Raw genomic sequence first — 18475 nt, forward strand, 5'->3', positions numbered from 1 at the left:
GATATGATTTTTTATAGTCCTGGCTCATCCCTGGTTCGCTCCATTCTTTCGAGCGCGTGATCACCGCCCCGACAGTAGCGATCGCCAACGGGCCGGCGTGACGCCGAAGGCTTGCTTGAAGGCTCGGGTGAGATGGCTCTGGTCGGAGAACCCGGCCGTTAGCGCCGTGTCCGACAGGGTCGCGCCGTTGGTGATCAGTTGGCGGGCTAAGTCGAGCCGTCTCAGCGTGAGATATCGATATGGGCTGGTGCCGAACAGGGCGCGAAAATCTCGCGTCAGTGTCCATCGCGGCTGGTCGGTCATTCGCTCGAGCTCGTCGAGCGAGACGGGGTGCCGATAGTGGAGGTCGAGATAGTCTCGAACGCGATGCGCGGCGCGGGCATCCAGCGTCGTGCGCTGGCGTTGGCCCCGGGCATCGCTATTGGCCTGAAGCGCGCTGGCGAGATCGGCGAGGCCGTTGTCTTCTTCCAGCGTATCCAGCGGTGCGTCTATCGAGCAGAGCAGCGCACTGACGGCGCGCTGCAGGTTGGCATCCCGCGTCAGGCCGCCGCTCACATAGGGCAGAGCCTCGCCGTTCAGCATGGTCTGAATCAGCGCCGGGGAGACGTAGAGCATGCGGTACTGAAAGCCACTGTCGTTCCCGGCGTGACCGTCGTGGGGCTCGTCCGGATGAATGACGATGACGGTGCCCGGCAGGCTGCTCCGGTGGCCGCGACGATAATGAAAGCTCTGCACGCCGGAAAGCGTGATGCCGATGGCGAAGGTGTCGTGGCGGTGCATGCTGTAGGCGTGGCCGTGAAAGCGCGCCTCGATGCGTTCGATCCTCGTCGTGGGCGCGACGACACACCAGTCATTGTCGAGCGTCATGTTATCGCTTCCCTCAGGGGAGACAGCACGTAGTCATACAGCAGCAGCACCGCGACCACGACCAGCAGCAGGGCCATGATGCGGTTGCAGCGCACCAGCACCTCGGGCCGGGCGATGCGTTTGCCCAGTGTCCTGCCGGCGAGACAGTAAAGCAACGGCGCGCCACCGCCGCCGAGCGCGATCAGCGCCGATGCCGCTATGAGCGAAAGCCCGGCAATGTTATGTGTCGGGAACATCACCGTGGTGATGGGGATCACCAGCACAGAGTTCTTGGGGTTGAGCAGCTGCATGAGAAAGCCGTCCCGGAAGCGAAGCTGGCCGGCTGCGCCCTGGGCGCTGGCGCCATCGGCGGGCTCGGTGGCGTTCGGGGGTGCGGCGCGGTAGACCTTGAGGGCCAGATAGAGAATATAGAGGCTGCCGGCGAGCGCGATGACGGGGATGATCCGTTCGACCACGATCAGTTGCCCGGCGAGTCCGATGACCGCAAACCAGCAAAATATCGCGAGCGCGACGCCGGCGAAAAAGCCCAGCGTCCGCCTGAGTGGCGTACTCAGCCCGGCGTTGAGACCCAGCAGGTTCACCGGCCCGGGCGTGTACATCACCGTGAAGGCGTACAGCACTATCTCGATGTTCCGCTCCATGTTCCGCCTCGTGCCTTTCGGTTCAGTCGAGGCGACAGGCTAGCGGAGGCGGCGGTTCCGATCTTGAATGATCCTGCAGGGGGCTAAGAGCGTGCGAGGCCACTCGGCGGGTGCCATGATTGCCGGCTGTGACCATTGCGCAATGCCGCTCATGAGGCTTTCGGTTCAGGATGGAGCTTTGGTCCTTCGCTAGGCGATAGATGAGAAGAGGACGGCCATGAACGATTCAGTGACGCTCGCCGTGACGATCGATTGTCCTTGTCGCGAGCTCTACGAGGCGTTCTGGCCGCCAGAAGCGTTTCCGCGCTGGGCCTCCGGGTTGAGCCGCTCTCGGTTGATGCGTCAGGGAAATCGCTGGCGGGCCGATGGACCGGAGGGCAGCGTGCTGATCCGGTTCTCGCCGTACAACGCGTTTGGCGTGATGGACCATTGGGTCGAGCTGACGTCGGGCGCGGAGGTCTATATCCCGCTGCGTGTCGTGGCCAATGGCTTCAGGGCCGAGGTCATGCTGACGCTATTTCGCCCCGGGGGTGGCGCTGAGGCCGAGACCGCTTTTCAGCGCGATGTCGAATGGGTACGTAAGGATCTGCTCACGCTGCAGGCACTGGCTGAGGGCGGGGCGGTCGTCTAAGCCTGGCAAGCCGACCTGCTGGGTAGCGGTACGCTGGGGAGCGGCGGTGGCGTGCTGTCATCGTTTCTTCCTTGAACTTTCATCGCGGCAAGTAAACTATTCGTTGACTCCAGCCGACAGTAGGCCCACCATGCACTCGGTAGGTAGCAAGTCGAATATTGTCAGTTGCAGTCGAATCATTCGGTAGCCTGGTTATATCCCCTTGTTTTGCCCACTACATCGGGTAGCACCCGGCATCAGAAATTTCGCGCTCAGCGCTTAAAGGAATACGACAATGGCAACTGGCACAGTCAAGTGGTTCAACGACACCAAAGGTTTCGGCTTCATCTCTCCGGCAGACGGCGGTGACGACCTGTTCGCTCACTTCTCCGAGATCCAGGCTGAAGGCTTCAAGTCCCTGCAGGACGGCCAGCAGGTCTCCTTCGACGTGACTCAGGGCAAGAAAGGTCTGCAGGCTTCGAACATCAAGCCGCTGTAAGACTTCTAGACTTCGCGCCACGGCGCGGAATCTTGCTCACCGAGGCCCGCCTAGTGCGGGCCTCGGTGTTTTTATTTGGGGTATCTGCCGCCCATCGGCAATAACGGGCCATATCCACGCGTTCTGCCGGCGCTTGCAGTACGCGGTCTCTGCCTCCCGACACGAAGAAAGCGTATCCGAGCTATGCAGATCATTTCCGCAGACGCGCGCCATCTCCCGGCCATCGTCAACATACTCAACCACTACATCCTCAACAGCTACGCCCGCTTCGAGACGATGCCGCTGAGCGTGGAGGGGCGTCGGGAATGGTTTTCTCAGTTTCTCGATGACTCAACGCCAGCCTGCATGCTGATCGCACAAGAGGGGAACGACGTGCTCGGTTTTGCCGGCGCGCAGCGCTACCGCGAGGGCGAAGCCTTTCGGCAGACGCTCGAGACGACGATCTATCTGGCTCCGGCGTACGGCGAAAAACGTGGATTGGGAAGTCAGCTTTACGGCGAGCTTTTCGAGCGATTGTCCGGGCAAGACCTTCACCGGGCGTTGGCGGGAATCGCGCTGCCCAATGCGGCGTCCGTGGCGCTGCATGAAAAGTTTGGCTTCGAGAGGGTGGGCGTGTTCGATCAGTATGCGTGTAAGAACGGGCGTTATATCAGCACGGTCTGGATGCAGAAACCGCTGGGGAAAAGCTGAGGTAGAAACGTGAACACCGGCCAGGGCGGCCAGTGTTCGAACTGCGCTTGCTGATGCTTAGCTGCGGCGTGTGGTGACGCTGCCGAAGCGGCGCTTGAACTGCGCGGCGCGGCCTTCGGTGCCGACTTCGCGCTGCTTGCCGGTGTAGAACGGGTGAGAAGCCGAGGAGATTTCCAGGCGTACGAGCGGGTAGGTGTTGCCGTCCTGCCACTCGATGGTTTCGTCGGACGACATGGTCGAGCCGATCTTGAAGTACTGGTCGACGCTGGTGTCGTGGAAGATGACCTGGCGATAGTCGGGATGGATGCCGTCTTTCATGAGAACCTCCGGTGAATTTATTGTTATGTTATCACGTACCTCGCGTGGCGAGCCACAGGCATTATCGCACCAGGCCCCTGCGGCTCCCGCTTTCCGGTATGATCAGGCGCTGACGAACGTGTGATGTTTCCTTTTGAACGGCTTCAGGGTCTTCACCATGCATAATGCCCTCATCCCCGTTGTCGCGATTGCGCTGGCGGCACTGCTGATCTTCGGCGGGGAGGCAATTTCGGAAAGCCATGTCGATGACGACATTTCGGCGCTGATCGCTAAGCAGCAGCCTGATGCCGAGGGGATCGAGCTGCGGAATCTGAAGACGGTGCAGAAGGGATACGGCACCTGCGGAGAGTATCGTGCCAGCGGCAGCGATGCGTACGCGCCGTTCTACTACAGCAAGGTGAACGAGCGCGTCACGCTGGATACCACTTCATTTCGCTACCGCAATCACTGCCAGCACTGAGTTTCTCGATCCTCGGTACCGAGCTTTCATATCTGCTGGAAGCGGTCGATGCGCTCACGAATCGCCGCCTCCGGGCCGAGCAGCTCGCTCAGGTCGCGCTCGGTCAGGCCGAGGTGGGCGTGCCCGCGAGCGATGGAGGTGTAGTTTTCGCCTTCGCGAATCGCCTGCTCGACGAGTAGCGAGAGCTCCTTGCGATCCTCGAGCGACGCAGGATCGAACTGCTGGCGCGCGCGCTGCAGTTGATTGGCCTGCTCCTTGCGGCAGCGAAGCAGCAGGCTATCGGTAATGAAGGGACTGCTTTTCATGGAAGGCTTCTCCTCGTGACCGGTCCATTTCTCCCTGTCCACTCTGTCGAGACTAGAACTCTCTCTCACTGCCGCTCCATTGGCTATTGGGTGTAGACGTCGTCGCCCAGTTCGACGTCCGAGGTCCGGAGAACGCGGATGCCGGGCGCATGGAGAGGGGGCAATCCGGTTTTTCGCATTTGCCGTCTGCGACGAAGGTCTGTAGTGTGGCGCGCTTCATGCCCAAACAATACCCCTCCAATATGACCTCTAAACCCAACGCGCCATCGAATCGGGGTGGCCGTTTTGGCGATCCGGTTGTTCTCGTTCTTACCATTGGCTTCATCGTTCTCTTTCTCGCGGGGTCGGCGATTGCGCCGGACACCGTCGCGAACTGGATCGGTGCCGGCTTCACCTGGTCTGCGCGAACGTTCGGGAGCACCTTCCAGCTCTTGATGCTGCTGACTTTCTTCATCGCGATCGGCGTGGCGCTCTCGCCAGCGGGCAAGGCGCGTATCGGCTCGCACGACCGCCCCGACATGAGCACCTTTCGCTGGGTCTCGATCATCCTGTGTACGTTGCTGGCCGGTGGCGGGGTCTTCTTTGCCGCGGGCGAGCCGATCTACCACTTCGTGGTGACGCCACCCGCATTCGATTCCGAGCCCGGCACGGCAGCGGCGGTACCCAACGCGCTGGCGCAGGCGTTCTTCCATTGGGGATTCACGGGCTGGGCGATTCTCGGCACGCTGCCGGTGGCAATTCTGTCGCATCAGCACTACCAGCGCGGGATGCCGCTGCAACCACGAACGCTGCTGGTGCCGCTACTCGGTGATCGTCTGGCGGGCGGATTTCTCGGCGGTATCGCCGATGCGATCTGCGCGATTGCGGTCACGGCCGGCACGGTGGGTCCGCTCGGCTTTCTCGCCACGCAGGTGAGCTTCGGGCTCCACGATCTGTTCGGCCTGCCGGGAGGCTACGAAGTCGAGCTGGTGATTCTGGCGGTACTGGGGGTGATCTATGTCACTTCGGCGGTGACTGGTATCGATCGCGGTATCCAGTTTCTGAGCCGTTTGAACGTCATTCTGGCCCTGCTGATCGGGGCGGCGATTCTGCTGCTGGGGCCGACGCAGTTCCTCGTCGACAGCTGGTTCCAGGGCTTCGGTACCTATATGAGCCATTTCTTCGAGATGTCGACCATGACGGCCGTGACCGCCGACGCCAGTTGGCTCAAATGGTGGACGATCTTCTTCTTCGCCTGGTTCGTCGGCTTTGCGCCGCCGATGGCGATTTTCGTCACGCGCATCTCGCGCGGGCGTACGATCCGCGAAATGATCCTGGCGACGGCGGTCATGGCACCGGTGGTAACGACCATCTGGTTCACGCTGCTCGGCGGTTCCGGCATCTTCTATCAGCTCAATGGGTTGATCGATCTCGCCGAGCCGTTGAAGAACTTCCAGTTCGACGTCGCGACCCTGACGGTGGCACAGGCGCTGCCCGGTGGCACCTGGATGGCGCTGGCGATCCTCGTGTTGACGACGGTCTTCGTTGCCACGACCGGTGATTCGATGAGCTACGCCGTTGCCGTGGTGTGCGCCGGCCACGAGCATCCCGGCAGAGCGCTGCGCGCGTTCTGGGGCGTCGTTTTCGCGCTGATGGCGGCGATTCTGCTGTCGATGGGCGCGGGGCAGGTCAGTGTACTGCAGCAATTCCTGGTGATACCGGCGGTGCCGGTGGCGCTGATGCTGATTCCAACACTGTGGCATGGACCGAAAGCGGCCTACGCGATGGCGCGGGCGCAGGGCGTGCTGCCGGAAACATCGGAGCAGGCGGCCGCCGGCGAATCGCGATAGATCGTCTGGTACTGCAAAACACGACGCCCCCGGCGGAAGGCTCCGCCGGGGGCGTTGCTGTTTCAGCGCGGCGAACCAGGTTCGCCGTGCAAGCCGTGACCGACTCGGTGCTTCGTCAGACGACGGCGCTGTCAGCGCGCGTCTCCTGGGAATCGGTCAACTGACGCTGGCTACCGTTGATCGGGATCTGACGCGGGCGCTGTTCTTCGGGCACCACGCGCAGCAGATCGACGACCAGCAGACCGTTCTCCAGTCGTGCACCCTGGACCTCGATATTTTCGTCGAGGCGGAACGAGAGCTTGAAAGCGCGCTGGGCGATGCCCTGATGCAGATACTGCACCTGCGCGCCGTCGTTGCGCTCGCCCTTGCCGGCGCTGATGGTCAGCACGCGCTTCTCGACGTTGACATCGAGCTCGCTCTCGCTGAATCCGGCAGCGGCGACCGCGATACGATAGTCGTTCTCGCCGTGCTTCTCGACGTTGTAGGGCGGATAGCTGGGAACGTCGTTCTGCAGCGAGGCTTCGAACAGGTCGTTGAGACGGTCGAAGCCAATGGAACGGCGAAACAGCGGAGAGAGTGACATGGTGTTCATGGTGAACCTCCTGGTTTCAGCAAAGTTACCGTGACGTCCGGACCCATTCCGGACCGTCGCTGCGGACCCGCTTGGCGGCATCCGCTATCGATCGGCTGGCACGCGCTCGGCGCTCAATGGCTCTCGCTGCCGTGTCGCCGCTCGATATTATGTTAAATAGGGTCACGTGATCGAGTTTCAAGGGGTAATTCATCAGCGGCCGAATTTTTTGACCGGTCACGCGGCCAAGACCGCGTGATGGTCAGGGGAAAGGTGGAGGTGATTCGCAGGGTTTCAACGGCTCGCCAACGACCTGCTTTTCTAGCGACCGTGAATGTTCTGGTTGGAGAGAGCTCAGGGCAGGAATGGGGGCCTGTGCTTTTCGCGAGCAAGCTCGCTCCCACGGAACCCCGGTTTGACGGGCTCGCTCCCACAGAACTTCGGTTTGGCGGGCTTACCGCCGAGGAAGCCCGATTCGAAGGGCCCGTTTCCGCCGGATCTGAGCCGGCACTGGTAGGAGAGAGCTCTGCTCACGAAATGGGGGGCGGTTTTGGTAGGAGGGAGCTCTGCTCACTAACGGGGTGGTGATGGGCGTGTGCTAGCCGAATAGCTGTCCGGCGATGCGCAGGCCAGCGACCCAGGTCGCGATGGCGGAGCCGAGGCTGGAGAGCAGAAAGACCAGCAGCGTGCGGGCGACGCGGTTGCGCCACCAACCGCGCCAGTGGCTGACATCCTTGCGCAGCCGCGAGAAGTCGCCGACGGTGGGGCGGCGGAAGTAGAGCTCGACTCCGGCGGTAACGAAGCCGACGCCGATGGTCGGGTTGAGCGAAGTAAGCGGCGCGCCGACGAAGGCGGCGGCGATGGTCAGCGGATGCCCGAGCGCGATGAGTGCCCCCAGCGCGGATAAGCTGCCGTTGATCAACACCCATTCGGTGACCAGTGACCAGCCGAAGGCGGTGTCGCGGCTGAAGCCGATGGCGAACCCCGTGAGGATCAGCGCGACGATGACCCATGGGATCACCTTCCACCAGCGCGAGCGCGGCGCGGTACGCTCCAGGCGCGAGCGTGACTCGACGACCTCGCTCGGCGACGGCGGCTGCGCGTCGAGTGCCTGTAGATGCTCGCTCATGCCCTTGAGGTGGCCGGCGCCGATCACGACGAGCACGCGCCTCGCCTCGCCATGCGGCAACTGCTCGACCAGCTTGAGCGCCATGTATTCGTCGCGTTCGCTGATCAGCGGTTCGTAAAGCGCTTGCGACTGCTCGGCAAACTCGGCGAAGGTCGACTCCAGTACGTCGCCTTCCTTGAGCTTCTCGATCTCTTCACTCGATACTTTCTGCCGCGACAGCACGCTGCCAAGCAGGCCGGAGATGAGCCCGAATCGCTTGTACCAGGGCACGTTCTGATAGATCCGTTTCAGCGTGATGCCGATCTCGCGGTCGATCAGATAGAGCGGCAGGCCCGCTCGCCTGGCTTCGGTGACGGCGGCGCGCATCTCGGCACCGGGCTCGACGCCGGACTGCTCGGCCACACGCTGCTGGAAGGCACCAAGCGCCAGACTGGCAGCGACCATGCCGGCCTTGCCTTGCTTGAGTACCTGGAACAGATCCAGCTTGGCCATGGCATCGGGCTGGGTCAGGCTCTGATGACGCGAAGCGCAGAGCTCGATCGCCACGGCGTCGAAGTCGCCGGAGCGGGTCATGTCACGTACTTCGTCGGCGCTGGCTTGCGAGACGTGGGCGGTGCCCAAAAGCGTCAGCTGATGATCGGCGAGCTCGACGCGTTGACGCGGTCCCGTGGCGGAGTCTGACATGAAGCGAGCATTCCCTGGCAGGTATTGGGTGTTTGCAGCAGTGTGCCTTGCCGAGTGTCGTTTCCCAAGCCGAGCTTCGATTGCCGGGCGCAAATCGACGCCCGTCAGCGCCGCCAGAAGGCCGGCGAGAACAGCACCAGGATCGTGAAGATTTCCAGACGACCCAGCATCATCGCCAGCACCAGAATCCATTTGGCGACGGTCGGTATGCCGCCGTAGTCGGTGGAGACCGCGCCGAGCCCCGGGCCGAGGTTGTTGAGCGCGGAGCCCACGGCCGACCATGCGGTGACCTGATCGAGTCCGGTGGCGAGCAGTGCCAGCAGCATCACCACGAAAAGCATCAGATAGACCGAGAAGAAGCCCCAGACCGCTTCGGCGACGCCCTCGGAAATCCGCATCTTGCCCAGCTTGACCACGAACACGGCGTTGGGGTGAATCAGACGATGCACTTCGCGGATGCCTTGCTTCAAGATCAGCAGGATGCGGATCACCTTCATGCCGCCACCGGCGGAGCCTGAGCAGGCGCCAACGAATGCCGCCATGAACAGCATGATCGGCAGTACGCCCGGCCACAGCGTGAAGTCCGCCACGCTGAATCCGGAAGTGGTCGCGACCGACACCGCTTCGAATATGCCGTGTCGAATGCCGGTGGCATCGTGGTAGGTGCCGGTGGCGAAGAGCGTGACGATAGTGATCGCGACCAGCGCCCCCAGAAACGTCACGAAGAAGCGAAACTCGGGATCGCGGATGTACTGCAAAAGGCGTCTCTCGCGCCAGACCGCGAAGTGCAGGCCGAAGCTCACCGAGGAGACGATCATGAAGAAGACACAGATCATCTCGATCGTGGCGCTATCGAAATGCGCGATACTGGCATCGTAGGTCGAGAAGCCGCCCACCGCGACCGTGGCGAAGCTATGGCCGATGGCATCGAACCAGTTCATGCCCGCGAGCCAATACGCCAGCGCGCAGATGACGGTGAGAATGACGTAGATGTACCACAACGCCTTGGCCGTCTCGGTGATGCGCGGCGTCAGTTTTGAGTCCTTGAGCGGGCCGGGGATCTCCGTGCGGTAGAGCTGCATGCCGCCGATGCCGAGCGTCGGCAGAATCGCCACCGCCAGCACGACGATCCCCATGCCGCCGAGCCACTGCAGCTGCTGGCGATAGAAGCGGATCGAGTCCGGCAGATGATCGATGCCGCTGAGCACCGTGGCACCAGTGGTGGTCAGGCCGGAGAAGGACTCGAACACAGCGTCGGTAAAGGTCAGATCCGGGTCGCTCGAGACGATGAACGGGATCGACCCGAACAGCCCCAGCACGCTCCAGAACAGCACCGTGATGATGAAGCCGTCGCGGGTGCGCAGCTCGCGTCTGGCGTGCCGATTGGGCCAGTAGAGCAGTGCACCGGTGACCACCGAGATGGCCATGCCGACACCGAACGCATGCCAATTGCCGTCGTGGAAGATCTGCGCAATCACCATCGGCGGCACCATCGTCAGGCTGAACAGCACCAGCAGTAGCCCGAGGATGCGCAGGATCACGAAAACGCTCATGGGCGAGCATTCCCGGCGCGGCGGCGCGGCTGGGAGAGCGTGGCGATCGGCAGTGTCGTGAAGCGGTGGATCGATGGCATCAGAAGAACGTCAGCCCGACCTGGAACAGCCGCTCGACATCGCGAATGCGTCGCTTGTCGATCACGAACAGGATCAAGTGATCGCCGCTTTCGATCACCACGTCGTCGTGCGCCATCAGCACTTCCTTGCCGCGCACGACCGCGCCGATGCTGGTGCCGCCGGGTAGATCGATATCCGCCACAGCGCGACCAACCACGCGGGAGGATCGCTTGTCACCATGAGCGATCGCCTCGATCGCTTCGGCGGCGCCGCGGCGCAGCGAGTGCACGTTGACGATGTCACCGCGCCGGACGTGGGTCAGCAGGCTGCCGATGGTGGCCTGCTGGGGTGAGATCGCGATATCGATCTCGCCGCCCTGAACCAGATCGACGTATGCGGCGTTGTTGATCAGCGTCAGCACCTTCTTGGCGCCGAGCCGCTTGGCCAGCATCGACGACATGATGTTGACCTCGTCGTCGTTGGTCAGCGCGCAGTAGATATCGCAGTCCTCGATGTTCTCTTCGAGCATCAGCCGCTTGCTGGTGGCGCTACCATGCAGGACGACGGTGCGATCGAGTTTCTCGGAAAGCGTGCCGCAGCGGTGCAGATCGTGTTCGATGATCTTGACCTGGTGCTTGTGCTCCAGCGTTTCGGCGAGGCGCTCGCCGATGTTGCCGCCGCCGGCGATCAATACGCGGCGAAAATCCCGATCGACCTTGCGCAGCTCACCCATCACCGTACGGATGTCCTTGCGCGCGGCGATGAAGAAGACCTCGTCGTCGGCCTCGATGATGGTATCGCCTTTGGGAATCATCGGGCGATCGCGGCGGTAGATCGCGGCGACGCGGGTATCGATGTCTGGCATGTGGCGCCGCAGGAAGCCGAGCTCCTGACCGACCAGCGGGCCGCCGTAGTACGCCTTGACCGCCACCAGCTGGGCCAGCCCGCCAGCAAAATCCAGCACCTGCAGCGCGCCGGGGTACTCGATCAACCGGCGAATGTGGTCGGTGACCACCTGCTCGGGGCTGATCAGTACGTCGACCGGAATGGCATCGTTGGAGAACAGGCTCTTGCGGGTCAGGTAAGCGGTGGATCGCACGCGGCCGATCTTGGTCGGCGTGCGAAAGAGCGTATGCGCAACCTGACAGGCGACCATGTTGATCTCGTCGGAGCTGGTCACCGCGATCAACATGTCGGCATCTTCCCCGCCGGCCTGACGCAGGATGTTGGGATAGGAGGCGGTGCCGACGACGGTGCGGATATCGAGCCGGTTCTGCAGCTCGCGCAGGCGCTCTTCGTTGATGTCGACGACGGTAATGTCGTTCTCTTCGTGGGCCAGATGCTCGGCCAGTGTGCCGCCGACCTGGCCGGCACCCAGAATGATTATCTTCATGCGAGATCGTCACGGAAGCGCTGAGTGAAGGCAGTTCCGGGCCCGGCCTGAAACGTATCGCGCACGGCGATTTTTCAGACGAAGCCTTGCCGCCATCGTCGTTGGAAGGGCGCGGGTGAATGCGCCGAAATCAGCGCGTAGCATAACCAGCCTCGGGGTTGAATGACAGGGGCGAACGATAGAGGGCGATGGATAGAGGCGATGGATAGAGGGCGAGTGATAGGGGGGATGACTGGGGTGTATGACTGGGGTGTATGACTGGGGTGTATGACAGAGACGAATGCGAGAATGCCCGCGCGCCTCTCGACGCGCCGGCATTCGCAACCGCCAGCGAGGCAACAATGCCCCGCCCTGGTGGCGTCAGTCCAGCGTGACGCCGACCTTGATCGTCACCTGCCAGTGGGCCAGCTGATCATTCTCGAGATGGCCGCGGGTCTCGGTCACCTCGAACCAGCGCATGCCGTGCAGCGTCTTGCTTGCCTTGCTCAATGCGTTTTGCACCGCGTCTTCGATGCTCTTCGGTGAAGAACCGGTCAGCTCGATCTGCTTGTAGACGTGATCGCTCATGAGAGAACTCCTTTCGAGGGTTGGCGCCCGAGCGTCCTGCGGGCGTCTGGATTCAGGCGTCGACGATGGCGACGCCCAGTTCGGTCAGCCGCTGACGGGTGATCTCGTCGGTTTCGAAGGTCACCGGGCGCGTCAGCGACCAGAGAAAATGGGTGTTGAAACCAGCCGAGACGGCATCTTCGGCGGTCCACAATACGCAGACATCACGTGCCAGGCCGCAAAGGTAGACATCGGTCACTCGGCGATCGCGCAGCCAGCCGGCGAGTCCCGTGGCGGGACGATGGCCGTCCGGGCCGACGTTGTTGCGAAAGGCGCTGTAGGAGTCGATGCCCGGATCGCTCCCCTTGCGGATGATCGCATCGCAGATCGACCAGTCGATCGACGGGTGCAGGGCGGCACCTTCCGTGCGCTGAATGCAGTGATCCGGCCACAGCGTCTGCGAGTGCCCGTAGAGTTCGATGGCCTCGAAGGGCTGATGGGGCGAATGACGAGAGGCGAACGAGACATGATTGGCGGGATGCCAGTCCTGGGTCGCGACGACATGGCCGAAGGCGCGCTGATTCAGGAGCCAGTCGATACCCGGCAGCACCGCATCGGCCTCGGCGCATGCCAACGCGCCTCCGGGCATGAAATCCGGCTGCAGGTCGACGACGATCAGCGCGCTTTCCGTCGCGATGTTGCCAAGCGAGAGCGCGGCGGGCTGGGTGGCCTCGCGCAAGGCTTCATCGGTGAGTTCGGGATCGGACACGATGGTGGTTCCTGCGTGGCGTTGGCCTACCCAGTATCGAAGGCCGTCATCCAAGTCGCAAGTCGCAAGTCGCTGGCGCCGGCGCCTGATCTCACCGGCACTTGATCTGATCTCAGCGGCGTTTGATGAGCCTGGCGTAGAAGAAGCCGTCGTTGCCCGCGACCCGCGGCAGAAGCTGGCGACCGACACCGGCGGGCTGCCCCCACGCCAGATCGGTGGGGAGATCCGCGCTGGCCTCTGGCGTGCGCGCGAGAAACGCCGCGATTTGCTCGGCATTTTCTCGTGGCAGTACCGAACAGGTGGCGTAGAGCAGCGTGCCACCGGGCGCGAGCTTGGCCCATGACGCGTCGAGCAACCGCGATTGCAGCGCCGCGAGCTCGGCGATATCGGCGTGGCGGCGAGTGAGCTTGATGTCCGGATGACGCCGGATGACGCCGGTGCCGGAGCAGGGCGCGTCGAGCAGGATGGCCTCGAAGGCAACGCCATCCCACCAGTCGGCGTCGGCATTCACGTCGCTGGCATCGGTCGCGTGCAGCGTCGCCTTCAGGCCAAGGCGTTCGAGCGTTGCTTCTACTCGCGACAGGCGCGCTGGGTCGACGTCGAGCGCCGTCAGTGCGGGTGCAAAGCGCTCCAGCAGATGCGCGCTCTTGCCGCCGGGGGCGCTGCACGCATCGAGCACGCGCGGCGAGCGTTCTGCGGTTGCCTTGCCCTCGAGGGCCGGGCCCAGCAGATCGGCGCAAAGCTGGGCGGATTCGTCCTGCACGCTGGCCTCGCCCGCCGTGAAGCCCGGAATCTCGCGGACGTCACGCGGTGCGTCGAGCTGTACACCGTCGCTCGAGAAGCGACAGGCGGTCGCGGCAATGCCGGCATCGTGCAGGCGGGCGAGATAGTCATCGCGCGTCACCCGCTGACGGTTGACGCGCAGAGTCATCGGACCGGGCTCGTTGTTGGCCTCGCAGATCTCGCGCCACTGCTCCGGCCAGGCGTCGCGAATTTCGCGCAGCAGCCATGCGGGATGATTGAGCGCCACGGCGGAGTCGCGATCGACCTTGCCCTGCAGCGCCACGGACTCGCGCTGGAAGCGGCGCAGGCAGCCGTTGAGCACGCGGGTCGCCCACGCCTTGCCGAGGCTTTTCGCCGCGCCGGCGGTCTCGCTCACCGCCGCGTGGGGCGGCACTCGCATGTGCAGAAGCTGATAGAGACCGGCAAGCAGCAGTGCCTGGATGTCACTGTCGCGCTGCTTGAACGGCGCTCTCAGCAGTTCGCCTGCCAGCGCGTCCAGTCGTGGATGATGGCGACAGACGCCATAACAGAGCGCCTTGACGAAGCCGCGGTCCCGCTCGGCGATGCCGCTGGCGGCGAGGTCGGCCTCCAGTGACGCCAGCGATCCCTGGCCATTGAGCACCGGGACCAGCAGTCGCGCGGCAACCGCTCTGGCATTCGCGCTGCGTGCAGAAGTGTTCATGAATTCACCTCGCTATCCAGGCGCTTGCCCGGTTCGAAACGGCTGCCCTGAGCGTTGAGCAGCGCTCGTGTCTCCAGCGGTTTGCCACCGGGAAGCTGCAGCTGCGTGATGCGCAGGACCTCCTGTCCCCGCTCGCCGCAGGCGACGCGCAGGGCATCGGCGGCCGGCTCGAGCAGGGTGCCGGGTAGCGTTTCGGTGGCGTGGTTCGCGGGCATTTCTGCCTCGGCCAGCCACAGGCGCAGCGGCTCATCGTCGAGTCGCGTCCACGCCACTGGCCAGGGATTGAAGGCGCGAACGCGTCGCGCCAGTGCCACGGCTGATTGGCTGAAATCCAGCGCCCCTTCCGCCTTCGAGAGTTTATGCGCGTAGGTGACGCCCTCCTCGGGCTGTCGGGTCGGCGTCAGCTTGCCCGCGGCAAGTGCCTCGAGCCCGGCCACCAGCGTCTCGCCACCGAGCGCCGCCAGCCGGTCGTGGAGCGACCCGCCCGTGGTCTCGGCGTCGATCGGCGTGCGCCGGATCGCGAGCATGTCGCCGGTATCCAGTCCCGCATCCATCTGCATCAGCGTGATGCCGGTTTCGTCGTCGCCGGCCTCGATCGCGCGCTGGATCGGCGCCGCTCCGCGCCAGCGCGGCAGCAAGGAGGCGTGCACGTTGAGGCAGCCAAGCCGCGGGATATCGAGCACCGCCTGCGGCAGTAACAGCCCGTAGGCCACGACGATCATCACATCGGCCTCGAATGCGGCCAGTGTGCGCTGGGCCTCCGCTGCCTTGAGCGAGGTCGGCTGCTCCACCGGCAGATCGTGCTCGAGTGCGAGCCGTTTGACCGGGCTGGGGGTCAGCTTGCGCCCACGGCCGGCGGGGCGGTCCGGCTGGGTGTAGACGCCGACGACGTGATGGCGGGTGGCTAGCAGCGCTTCCAGGCTCTCGGCGGCGAAGTCGGGCGTACCGGCGAAAACGATACGAAGCGCGTTGCCGTCCGGGTGATGGCTCATGCGGCGAGTTCCTTCGAATGACGAGAGGCCGGTGTCTCGAGAGAGATCCGGCCTCTGGAAAAGACTGACGGCGTGCGGTGAGGCTCAGGCGTCCTGTCGGTGACGTTTCTGCATCTTCTTCAGCACCCGATCGCGCTTGAGCGGGGAGAGATAGTCGACGAACAGCACGCCTTCCAGGTGATCGCACTCGTGCTGGATGCAGTGAGCCAGCAGGCCATCGGCATCGAGCTCGTAGTCGTTGCCGTCGCGGTCCGTGGCCTTGAGGTGCACCCGCAGCGCACGCGGCACTTCGGCATAGTAGTCCGGAATCGACAGACAGCCTTCCTGCAGCGGCTGTCGCTCGTCGTCGAGCGGCTCGTAGCTCGGGTTGATCAGGACCAGCGGTGAGTCGTGCTGATCGCTGACGTCCATCACGATCACGCGCTGGTGAACGTCGATCTGTGTCGCCGCCAGACCGATGCCCGAGGCGTGGTACATGGTCTCGATCATGTCGTCGACGAGCGTGCGGATCTCGTCGTCGACTTCGGCGACCGGGGCGGCCTTGGTGCGCAGACGGGGATCGGGGTATTCGAGGATGGTTCTGGTGGCCATGAGTGTCCGGACGAAATCTTCTGAATCGGCGCCAGTCGGCGTGTTGTCGCCCTGGCGTGCTATGGGCCTATTGTAGTGCGCGCCGCCGGGCGGGAAAACCGCCGTCTTTGGTCGCGTGGTCGCACTCAAGTCTCGCCAGCAATGGCCGATTCAACATGAGATATCCCTTTTGCGGAGCCGAAAACGGTAATGATCCGATCGAATCGCGTAACCGCCGACGCGGGCGGGCGTGGCTGGCGGCTGGCGCTGATGGGCGCGTGGCTGATTTTTCTCGCCTGGCCTGGCGTCAGCTGGGCGCTCGCGCTCAAGCCGGGAGCGCCCGCGGAATATCGGGTGCAGCCCGGCGATACGCTATGGAGTATCGCCGCCCGTTATCTCGATTCGCCGTGGCAGTGGCGTGAGCTGTGGCGCCACAACCCGCAGCTCGATTCACCGACCCAGCTCTACCCTGGCGACGTGATCACGCTGACCATCGCTGCCGGCGACGCGCCGACGCTCGATCTGCAGCGCGGTCGCGGTCAGACGGTCAGGCTCTCGCCGACGGTTCGCCGGGCGCCGACACGGGAGGCGGTGCCAAGCCTGCCGCTGGATCGGGTGAAAGTCTTTCTCGACGCCTACCAGATCGTCGATCCCGCACGTCTGGAGAACGCGCCGACCGTGGTCGCCGGTCAGGCGCAACGGCTGCTCAGCGGCGCCGGGGACACGCTCTACGCTCACGGCGACCTGCCGGCGGCCGGGAGTCGTCTCGGCGTCTACCGAGTCGGCAATGACTATCACGCGCCCGGTGGCGAGGCATCATTGGGCTTCGAACTGCATCGGCTGGGGCATGCCAGCGTGGTGCGCAACGTCGGTGATGTCGGTGAGCTGGAGGTGCTCGATGCCGTGCAGGAGATTCGCGGCGGTGACCTGCTGATGGCCCTGGACGAAGGCGGCATCGCGACGCGGTTTCTGCCGCGCGCCCCCGAGATGCCGCTGGTCGCCACGATCCTTTCGGTGCCCAGCGGCGTGCGCTTCATCGGTCGCAACGACGTCGTGGCGATCGATCGCGGTCGAGACGACGGTGTCGAGGTCGGTCACGTGCTGCAGGTGATGCGCCAGGGGGAGCGAGTGCATGACGACGTCCGTGACACCTGGGTTACGCTGCCGGATACCGAAGCGGGAGCGGTCATGGTCTTTCGGGTTTTCGATCACGTCAGCTATGCACTGGTCATGCGGGCGTCCCAGGCGCTGGCGGTCGGCGATCGACTGGTCGTGCCGGCCGATCTGCGCGACGCCGTGGCCGGCGGGAGCGAGCGTTGACGCTGACGACGCGTGACTGGCTGGCGCTCCACTTTCTGCCGGGGCTCGGCCCGCTGCGGCTGGCGCCGCTGGTACGACGCTGGCGTGAAGAGGGTGAGCCGAGCTGGCCGCACGGCTGGCTGGCGGCGCTGCCGGCCAATCTCGCCAAGCCGCTGCGTCTGTGGCTGGATCACCCCGCCAAGAGCCCGCTGAACGCGCCGATCGAGGCGGCACTGGCCTGGGAAGCGGCGGCAGACAATCACCATCTTCTGCACGTCGGACACCCGGCGTGGCCGCCGTTGCTCGATCACCTGCCCGACCCGCCGCCGGTGCTGTGGGCGCGCGGCGAGCTGGCGCCGCTATCGCGGGCGGCCATGGCGATGGTCGGCACGCGCAGGCCGACCCGGGAAGGGCGCGACAATGCGGCCAGCTTCTCGCGGCAGCTGGTCGAGCGCGGCTTCTGTGTCGTCAGTGGTCTCGCGCTCGGGATCGACGGCGTAGTGCATCAGGCCGCGCTGACGGCGGGCGGTGCCACCGTCGCGGTATTGGGCTGCGGCGTCGATGTGGTCTACCCGCCAAGTCATGCATCGCTCTATCGCGCGCTGCTCGAGGGCGGTGGTCTGCTGCTCTCGGAGCATCCGCCGCAGACCCGCGCCCACGCGCGATTCTTTCCGCGCCGTAACCGGCTGATCACGGGGCTCTCGGAGGGTGTCCTGGTCGTCGAGGCGGCCGAGAAGAGCGGTTCTCTGGTCAGCGCCAGGCTGGCGCTGGAGCAGGGCCGTGAGGTGTTCGCGCTGCCCGGCTCGATCCACAATCCGCAGATGGCCGGCTGTCTGCACCTGATCCGCCAGGGGGAGGCTGCACTGGTGCGTCACGTCGAGGATATGCTCGCCGAACTCACCCACTGGCAGTCGAGCGCTCCCGACGTCAATGACGCCAATGACGCGGCCATCAGAGCCGACACCGAGATCGCGCCCCCCGCCGAGACGGCGGATACGCTAGTGCAAGGTCACGAGCCGGAATCGCCGCTGCTGGCGGCGCTGAGCGATGATCCGACACCGGTCGATACGCTGGTCGAACTGACCGGTGAGTCGGTCGCGTCACTGCAGCTCATGCTGCTGGAGCTGGAGCTCGAGGGGCTTGCCGGCCACGCTGCCGGCGGTTGGGTGAGACGAGGGCGCTAGCGCGGGCCGGGTCTTCAGTCGACACAGGGTTCGCTAACCCA

20 protein-coding genes are annotated in these 18475 nt (G+C 64.2%); 7 read left to right on the plus strand and 13 right to left on the minus strand.

What is annotated here, in order from left to right; genetic code table 11:
• Positions 1 to 60: 60 nt before the first annotated feature.
• Positions 61 to 867: an AraC family transcriptional regulator gene (locus IE125_RS10935; protein WP_189444685.1), complete on the minus strand. Its 807-nt coding sequence runs from the start codon at positions 865 to 867 to the stop codon at positions 61 to 63.
• Entirely contained in the window at positions 864 to 1508 is a 645-nt protein-coding gene (locus IE125_RS10940; RefSeq protein ID WP_189444686.1) for a LysE family translocator, read from the minus strand. Before IE125_RS10940 ends, IE125_RS10935 begins: the two co-directional genes overlap by 4 nt.
• A gap of 217 nt (positions 1509 to 1725) precedes the next feature.
• Between IE125_RS10940 and IE125_RS10945 the strand changes: the two genes are divergently transcribed.
• The 3 genes from IE125_RS10945 to IE125_RS10955 all read left to right on the plus strand — a co-directional run bounded on the left by IE125_RS10945 (position 1726) and on the right by IE125_RS10955 (position 3307).
• On the plus strand, positions 1726 to 2139 hold the full coding sequence (locus IE125_RS10945; RefSeq protein WP_189444687.1) for an SRPBCC family protein: 414 nt from the start codon (positions 1726 to 1728) through the stop codon (positions 2137 to 2139).
• A 274-nt stretch (positions 2140 to 2413) separates the two neighbouring features.
• Positions 2414 to 2617, plus strand: coding sequence for a cold-shock protein (locus IE125_RS10950; RefSeq protein ID WP_189444688.1), 204 nt, complete (start codon positions 2414 to 2416; stop codon positions 2615 to 2617).
• Between the two features lie 183 nt (positions 2618 to 2800).
• Positions 2801 to 3307, plus strand: coding sequence for a GNAT family N-acetyltransferase (locus IE125_RS10955; protein WP_189444689.1), 507 nt, complete (start codon positions 2801 to 2803; stop codon positions 3305 to 3307).
• A 57-nt stretch (positions 3308 to 3364) separates the two neighbouring features.
• Here IE125_RS10955 and IE125_RS10960 read toward each other — a convergent pair whose 3' ends face one another.
• Entirely contained in the window at positions 3365 to 3625 is a 261-nt protein-coding gene (locus tag IE125_RS10960) for a type B 50S ribosomal protein L31 (protein WP_189444690.1), read from the minus strand.
• 157 nt (positions 3626 to 3782) lie between these two features.
• On the opposite strand from IE125_RS10960, the gene IE125_RS10965 reads away from it, so the two are divergent.
• A complete protein-coding gene (locus IE125_RS10965; RefSeq protein ID WP_189444691.1) occupies positions 3783 to 4085 on the plus strand; it encodes a hypothetical protein in 303 nt (100 codons plus the stop codon).
• A gap of 26 nt (positions 4086 to 4111) precedes the next feature.
• Here IE125_RS10965 and IE125_RS10970 read toward each other — a convergent pair whose 3' ends face one another.
• Positions 4112 to 4390 (minus strand): hypothetical protein, encoded by a 279-nt coding sequence (locus IE125_RS10970; protein ID WP_189444692.1) that lies wholly within the window; start codon positions 4388 to 4390, stop codon positions 4112 to 4114.
• 242 nt (positions 4391 to 4632) lie between these two features.
• On the opposite strand from IE125_RS10970, the gene IE125_RS10975 reads away from it, so the two are divergent.
• The gene (locus IE125_RS10975; protein WP_189444808.1) at positions 4633 to 6219 is read left to right on the plus strand and encodes a BCCT family transporter; all 1587 of its coding nucleotides are present in this window, start codon (positions 4633 to 4635) and stop codon (positions 6217 to 6219) included.
• Between the two features lie 115 nt (positions 6220 to 6334).
• Here IE125_RS10975 and IE125_RS10980 read toward each other — a convergent pair whose 3' ends face one another.
• The 9 genes from IE125_RS10980 to def all read right to left on the minus strand — a co-directional run bounded on the left by IE125_RS10980 (position 6335) and on the right by def (position 15972).
• Positions 6335 to 6811 (minus strand): Hsp20 family protein, encoded by a 477-nt coding sequence (locus IE125_RS10980; protein WP_189444693.1) that lies wholly within the window; start codon positions 6809 to 6811, stop codon positions 6335 to 6337.
• 577 nt (positions 6812 to 7388) lie between these two features.
• Positions 7389 to 8603 carry a TraB/GumN family protein gene (locus tag IE125_RS10985; protein WP_189444694.1) on the minus strand — a complete coding sequence of 405 codons (1215 nt, stop codon included), beginning with the start codon at positions 8601 to 8603 and terminating at the stop codon, positions 7389 to 7391.
• A gap of 104 nt (positions 8604 to 8707) precedes the next feature.
• Entirely contained in the window at positions 8708 to 10156 is a 1449-nt protein-coding gene (locus IE125_RS10990; RefSeq protein ID WP_189444695.1) for a TrkH family potassium uptake protein, read from the minus strand.
• Positions 10157 to 10235: 79 nt separating this feature from the next.
• Positions 10236 to 11609, minus strand: coding sequence for a Trk system potassium transporter TrkA (gene trkA, locus IE125_RS10995; protein WP_189444696.1), 1374 nt, complete (start codon positions 11607 to 11609; stop codon positions 10236 to 10238).
• 360 nt (positions 11610 to 11969) lie between these two features.
• Complete coding sequence (locus IE125_RS11000) at positions 11970 to 12176, minus strand: dodecin (protein ID WP_189444697.1); 207 nt, start codon at positions 12174 to 12176, stop codon at positions 11970 to 11972.
• A gap of 52 nt (positions 12177 to 12228) precedes the next feature.
• Positions 12229 to 12924: a bifunctional nicotinamidase/pyrazinamidase gene (pncA, locus tag IE125_RS11005; RefSeq protein WP_229809057.1), complete on the minus strand. Its 696-nt coding sequence runs from the start codon at positions 12922 to 12924 to the stop codon at positions 12229 to 12231.
• Positions 12925 to 13036: 112 nt separating this feature from the next.
• Entirely contained in the window at positions 13037 to 14389 is a 1353-nt protein-coding gene (gene rsmB / locus IE125_RS11010; protein WP_189444698.1) for a 16S rRNA (cytosine(967)-C(5))-methyltransferase RsmB, read from the minus strand.
• Entirely contained in the window at positions 14386 to 15381 is a 996-nt protein-coding gene (gene fmt / locus IE125_RS11015) for a methionyl-tRNA formyltransferase (RefSeq protein ID WP_189444699.1), read from the minus strand. The genes rsmB and fmt overlap by 4 nt, the downstream gene beginning before the upstream one ends.
• Positions 15382 to 15465: 84 nt before the next feature.
• Complete coding sequence (gene def / locus IE125_RS11020; protein WP_189444700.1) at positions 15466 to 15972, minus strand: peptide deformylase; 507 nt, start codon at positions 15970 to 15972, stop codon at positions 15466 to 15468.
• A gap of 189 nt (positions 15973 to 16161) precedes the next feature.
• On the opposite strand from def, the gene IE125_RS11025 reads away from it, so the two are divergent.
• On the plus strand, positions 16162 to 17271 hold the full coding sequence (locus tag IE125_RS11025) for a LysM peptidoglycan-binding domain-containing protein (protein WP_189444701.1): 1110 nt from the start codon (positions 16162 to 16164) through the stop codon (positions 17269 to 17271).
• Positions 17268 to 18434, plus strand: coding sequence for a DNA-processing protein DprA (gene dprA, locus IE125_RS11030; RefSeq protein WP_308430139.1), 1167 nt, complete (start codon positions 17268 to 17270; stop codon positions 18432 to 18434). Before IE125_RS11025 ends, dprA begins: the two co-directional genes overlap by 4 nt.
• Positions 18435 to 18475: the final 41 nt, after the last annotated feature.

This window comes from Salinicola rhizosphaerae, from assembly GCF_014652715.1.
Classification (GTDB): domain Bacteria; phylum Pseudomonadota; class Gammaproteobacteria; order Pseudomonadales; family Halomonadaceae; genus Salinicola; species Salinicola rhizosphaerae.

Bases quoted from the DNA above. Each gene is read 5' to 3' on its own strand.
- IE125_RS10935 (WP_189444685.1), bottom strand. From the start codon at position 867: ATGACGCTCGACAATGACTGGTGTGTCGTCGCGCCCACGACGAGGATC.
- IE125_RS10940 (WP_189444686.1), bottom strand. From the start codon at position 1,508: ATGGAGCGGAACATCGAGATAGTGCTGTACGCCTTCACGGTGATGTAC.
- IE125_RS10945 (WP_189444687.1), top strand. From the start codon at position 1,726: ATGAACGATTCAGTGACGCTCGCCGTGACGATCGATTGTCCTTGTCGC.
- IE125_RS10950 (WP_189444688.1), top strand. From the start codon at position 2,414: ATGGCAACTGGCACAGTCAAGTGGTTCAACGACACCAAAGGTTTCGGC.
- IE125_RS10955 (WP_189444689.1), top strand. From the start codon at position 2,801: ATGCAGATCATTTCCGCAGACGCGCGCCATCTCCCGGCCATCGTCAAC.
- IE125_RS10960 (WP_189444690.1), bottom strand. From the start codon at position 3,625: ATGAAAGACGGCATCCATCCCGACTATCGCCAGGTCATCTTCCACGAC.
- IE125_RS10965 (WP_189444691.1), top strand. From the start codon at position 3,783: ATGCATAATGCCCTCATCCCCGTTGTCGCGATTGCGCTGGCGGCACTG.
- IE125_RS10970 (WP_189444692.1), bottom strand. From the start codon at position 4,390: ATGAAAAGCAGTCCCTTCATTACCGATAGCCTGCTGCTTCGCTGCCGC.
- IE125_RS10975 (WP_189444808.1), top strand. From the start codon at position 4,633: ATGACCTCTAAACCCAACGCGCCATCGAATCGGGGTGGCCGTTTTGGC.
- IE125_RS10980 (WP_189444693.1), bottom strand. From the start codon at position 6,811: ATGAACACCATGTCACTCTCTCCGCTGTTTCGCCGTTCCATTGGCTTC.
- IE125_RS10985 (WP_189444694.1), bottom strand. From the start codon at position 8,603: ATGTCAGACTCCGCCACGGGACCGCGTCAACGCGTCGAGCTCGCCGAT.
- IE125_RS10990 (WP_189444695.1), bottom strand. From the start codon at position 10,156: ATGAGCGTTTTCGTGATCCTGCGCATCCTCGGGCTACTGCTGGTGCTG.
- trkA (WP_189444696.1), bottom strand. From the start codon at position 11,609: ATGAAGATAATCATTCTGGGTGCCGGCCAGGTCGGCGGCACACTGGCC.
- IE125_RS11000 (WP_189444697.1), bottom strand. From the start codon at position 12,176: ATGAGCGATCACGTCTACAAGCAGATCGAGCTGACCGGTTCTTCACCG.
- rsmB (WP_189444698.1), bottom strand. From the start codon at position 14,389: ATGAACACTTCTGCACGCAGCGCGAATGCCAGAGCGGTTGCCGCGCGA.
- fmt (WP_189444699.1), bottom strand. From the start codon at position 15,381: ATGAGCCATCACCCGGACGGCAACGCGCTTCGTATCGTTTTCGCCGGT.
- def (WP_189444700.1), bottom strand. From the start codon at position 15,972: ATGGCCACCAGAACCATCCTCGAATACCCCGATCCCCGTCTGCGCACC.
- IE125_RS11025 (WP_189444701.1), top strand. From the start codon at position 16,162: ATGATCCGATCGAATCGCGTAACCGCCGACGCGGGCGGGCGTGGCTGG.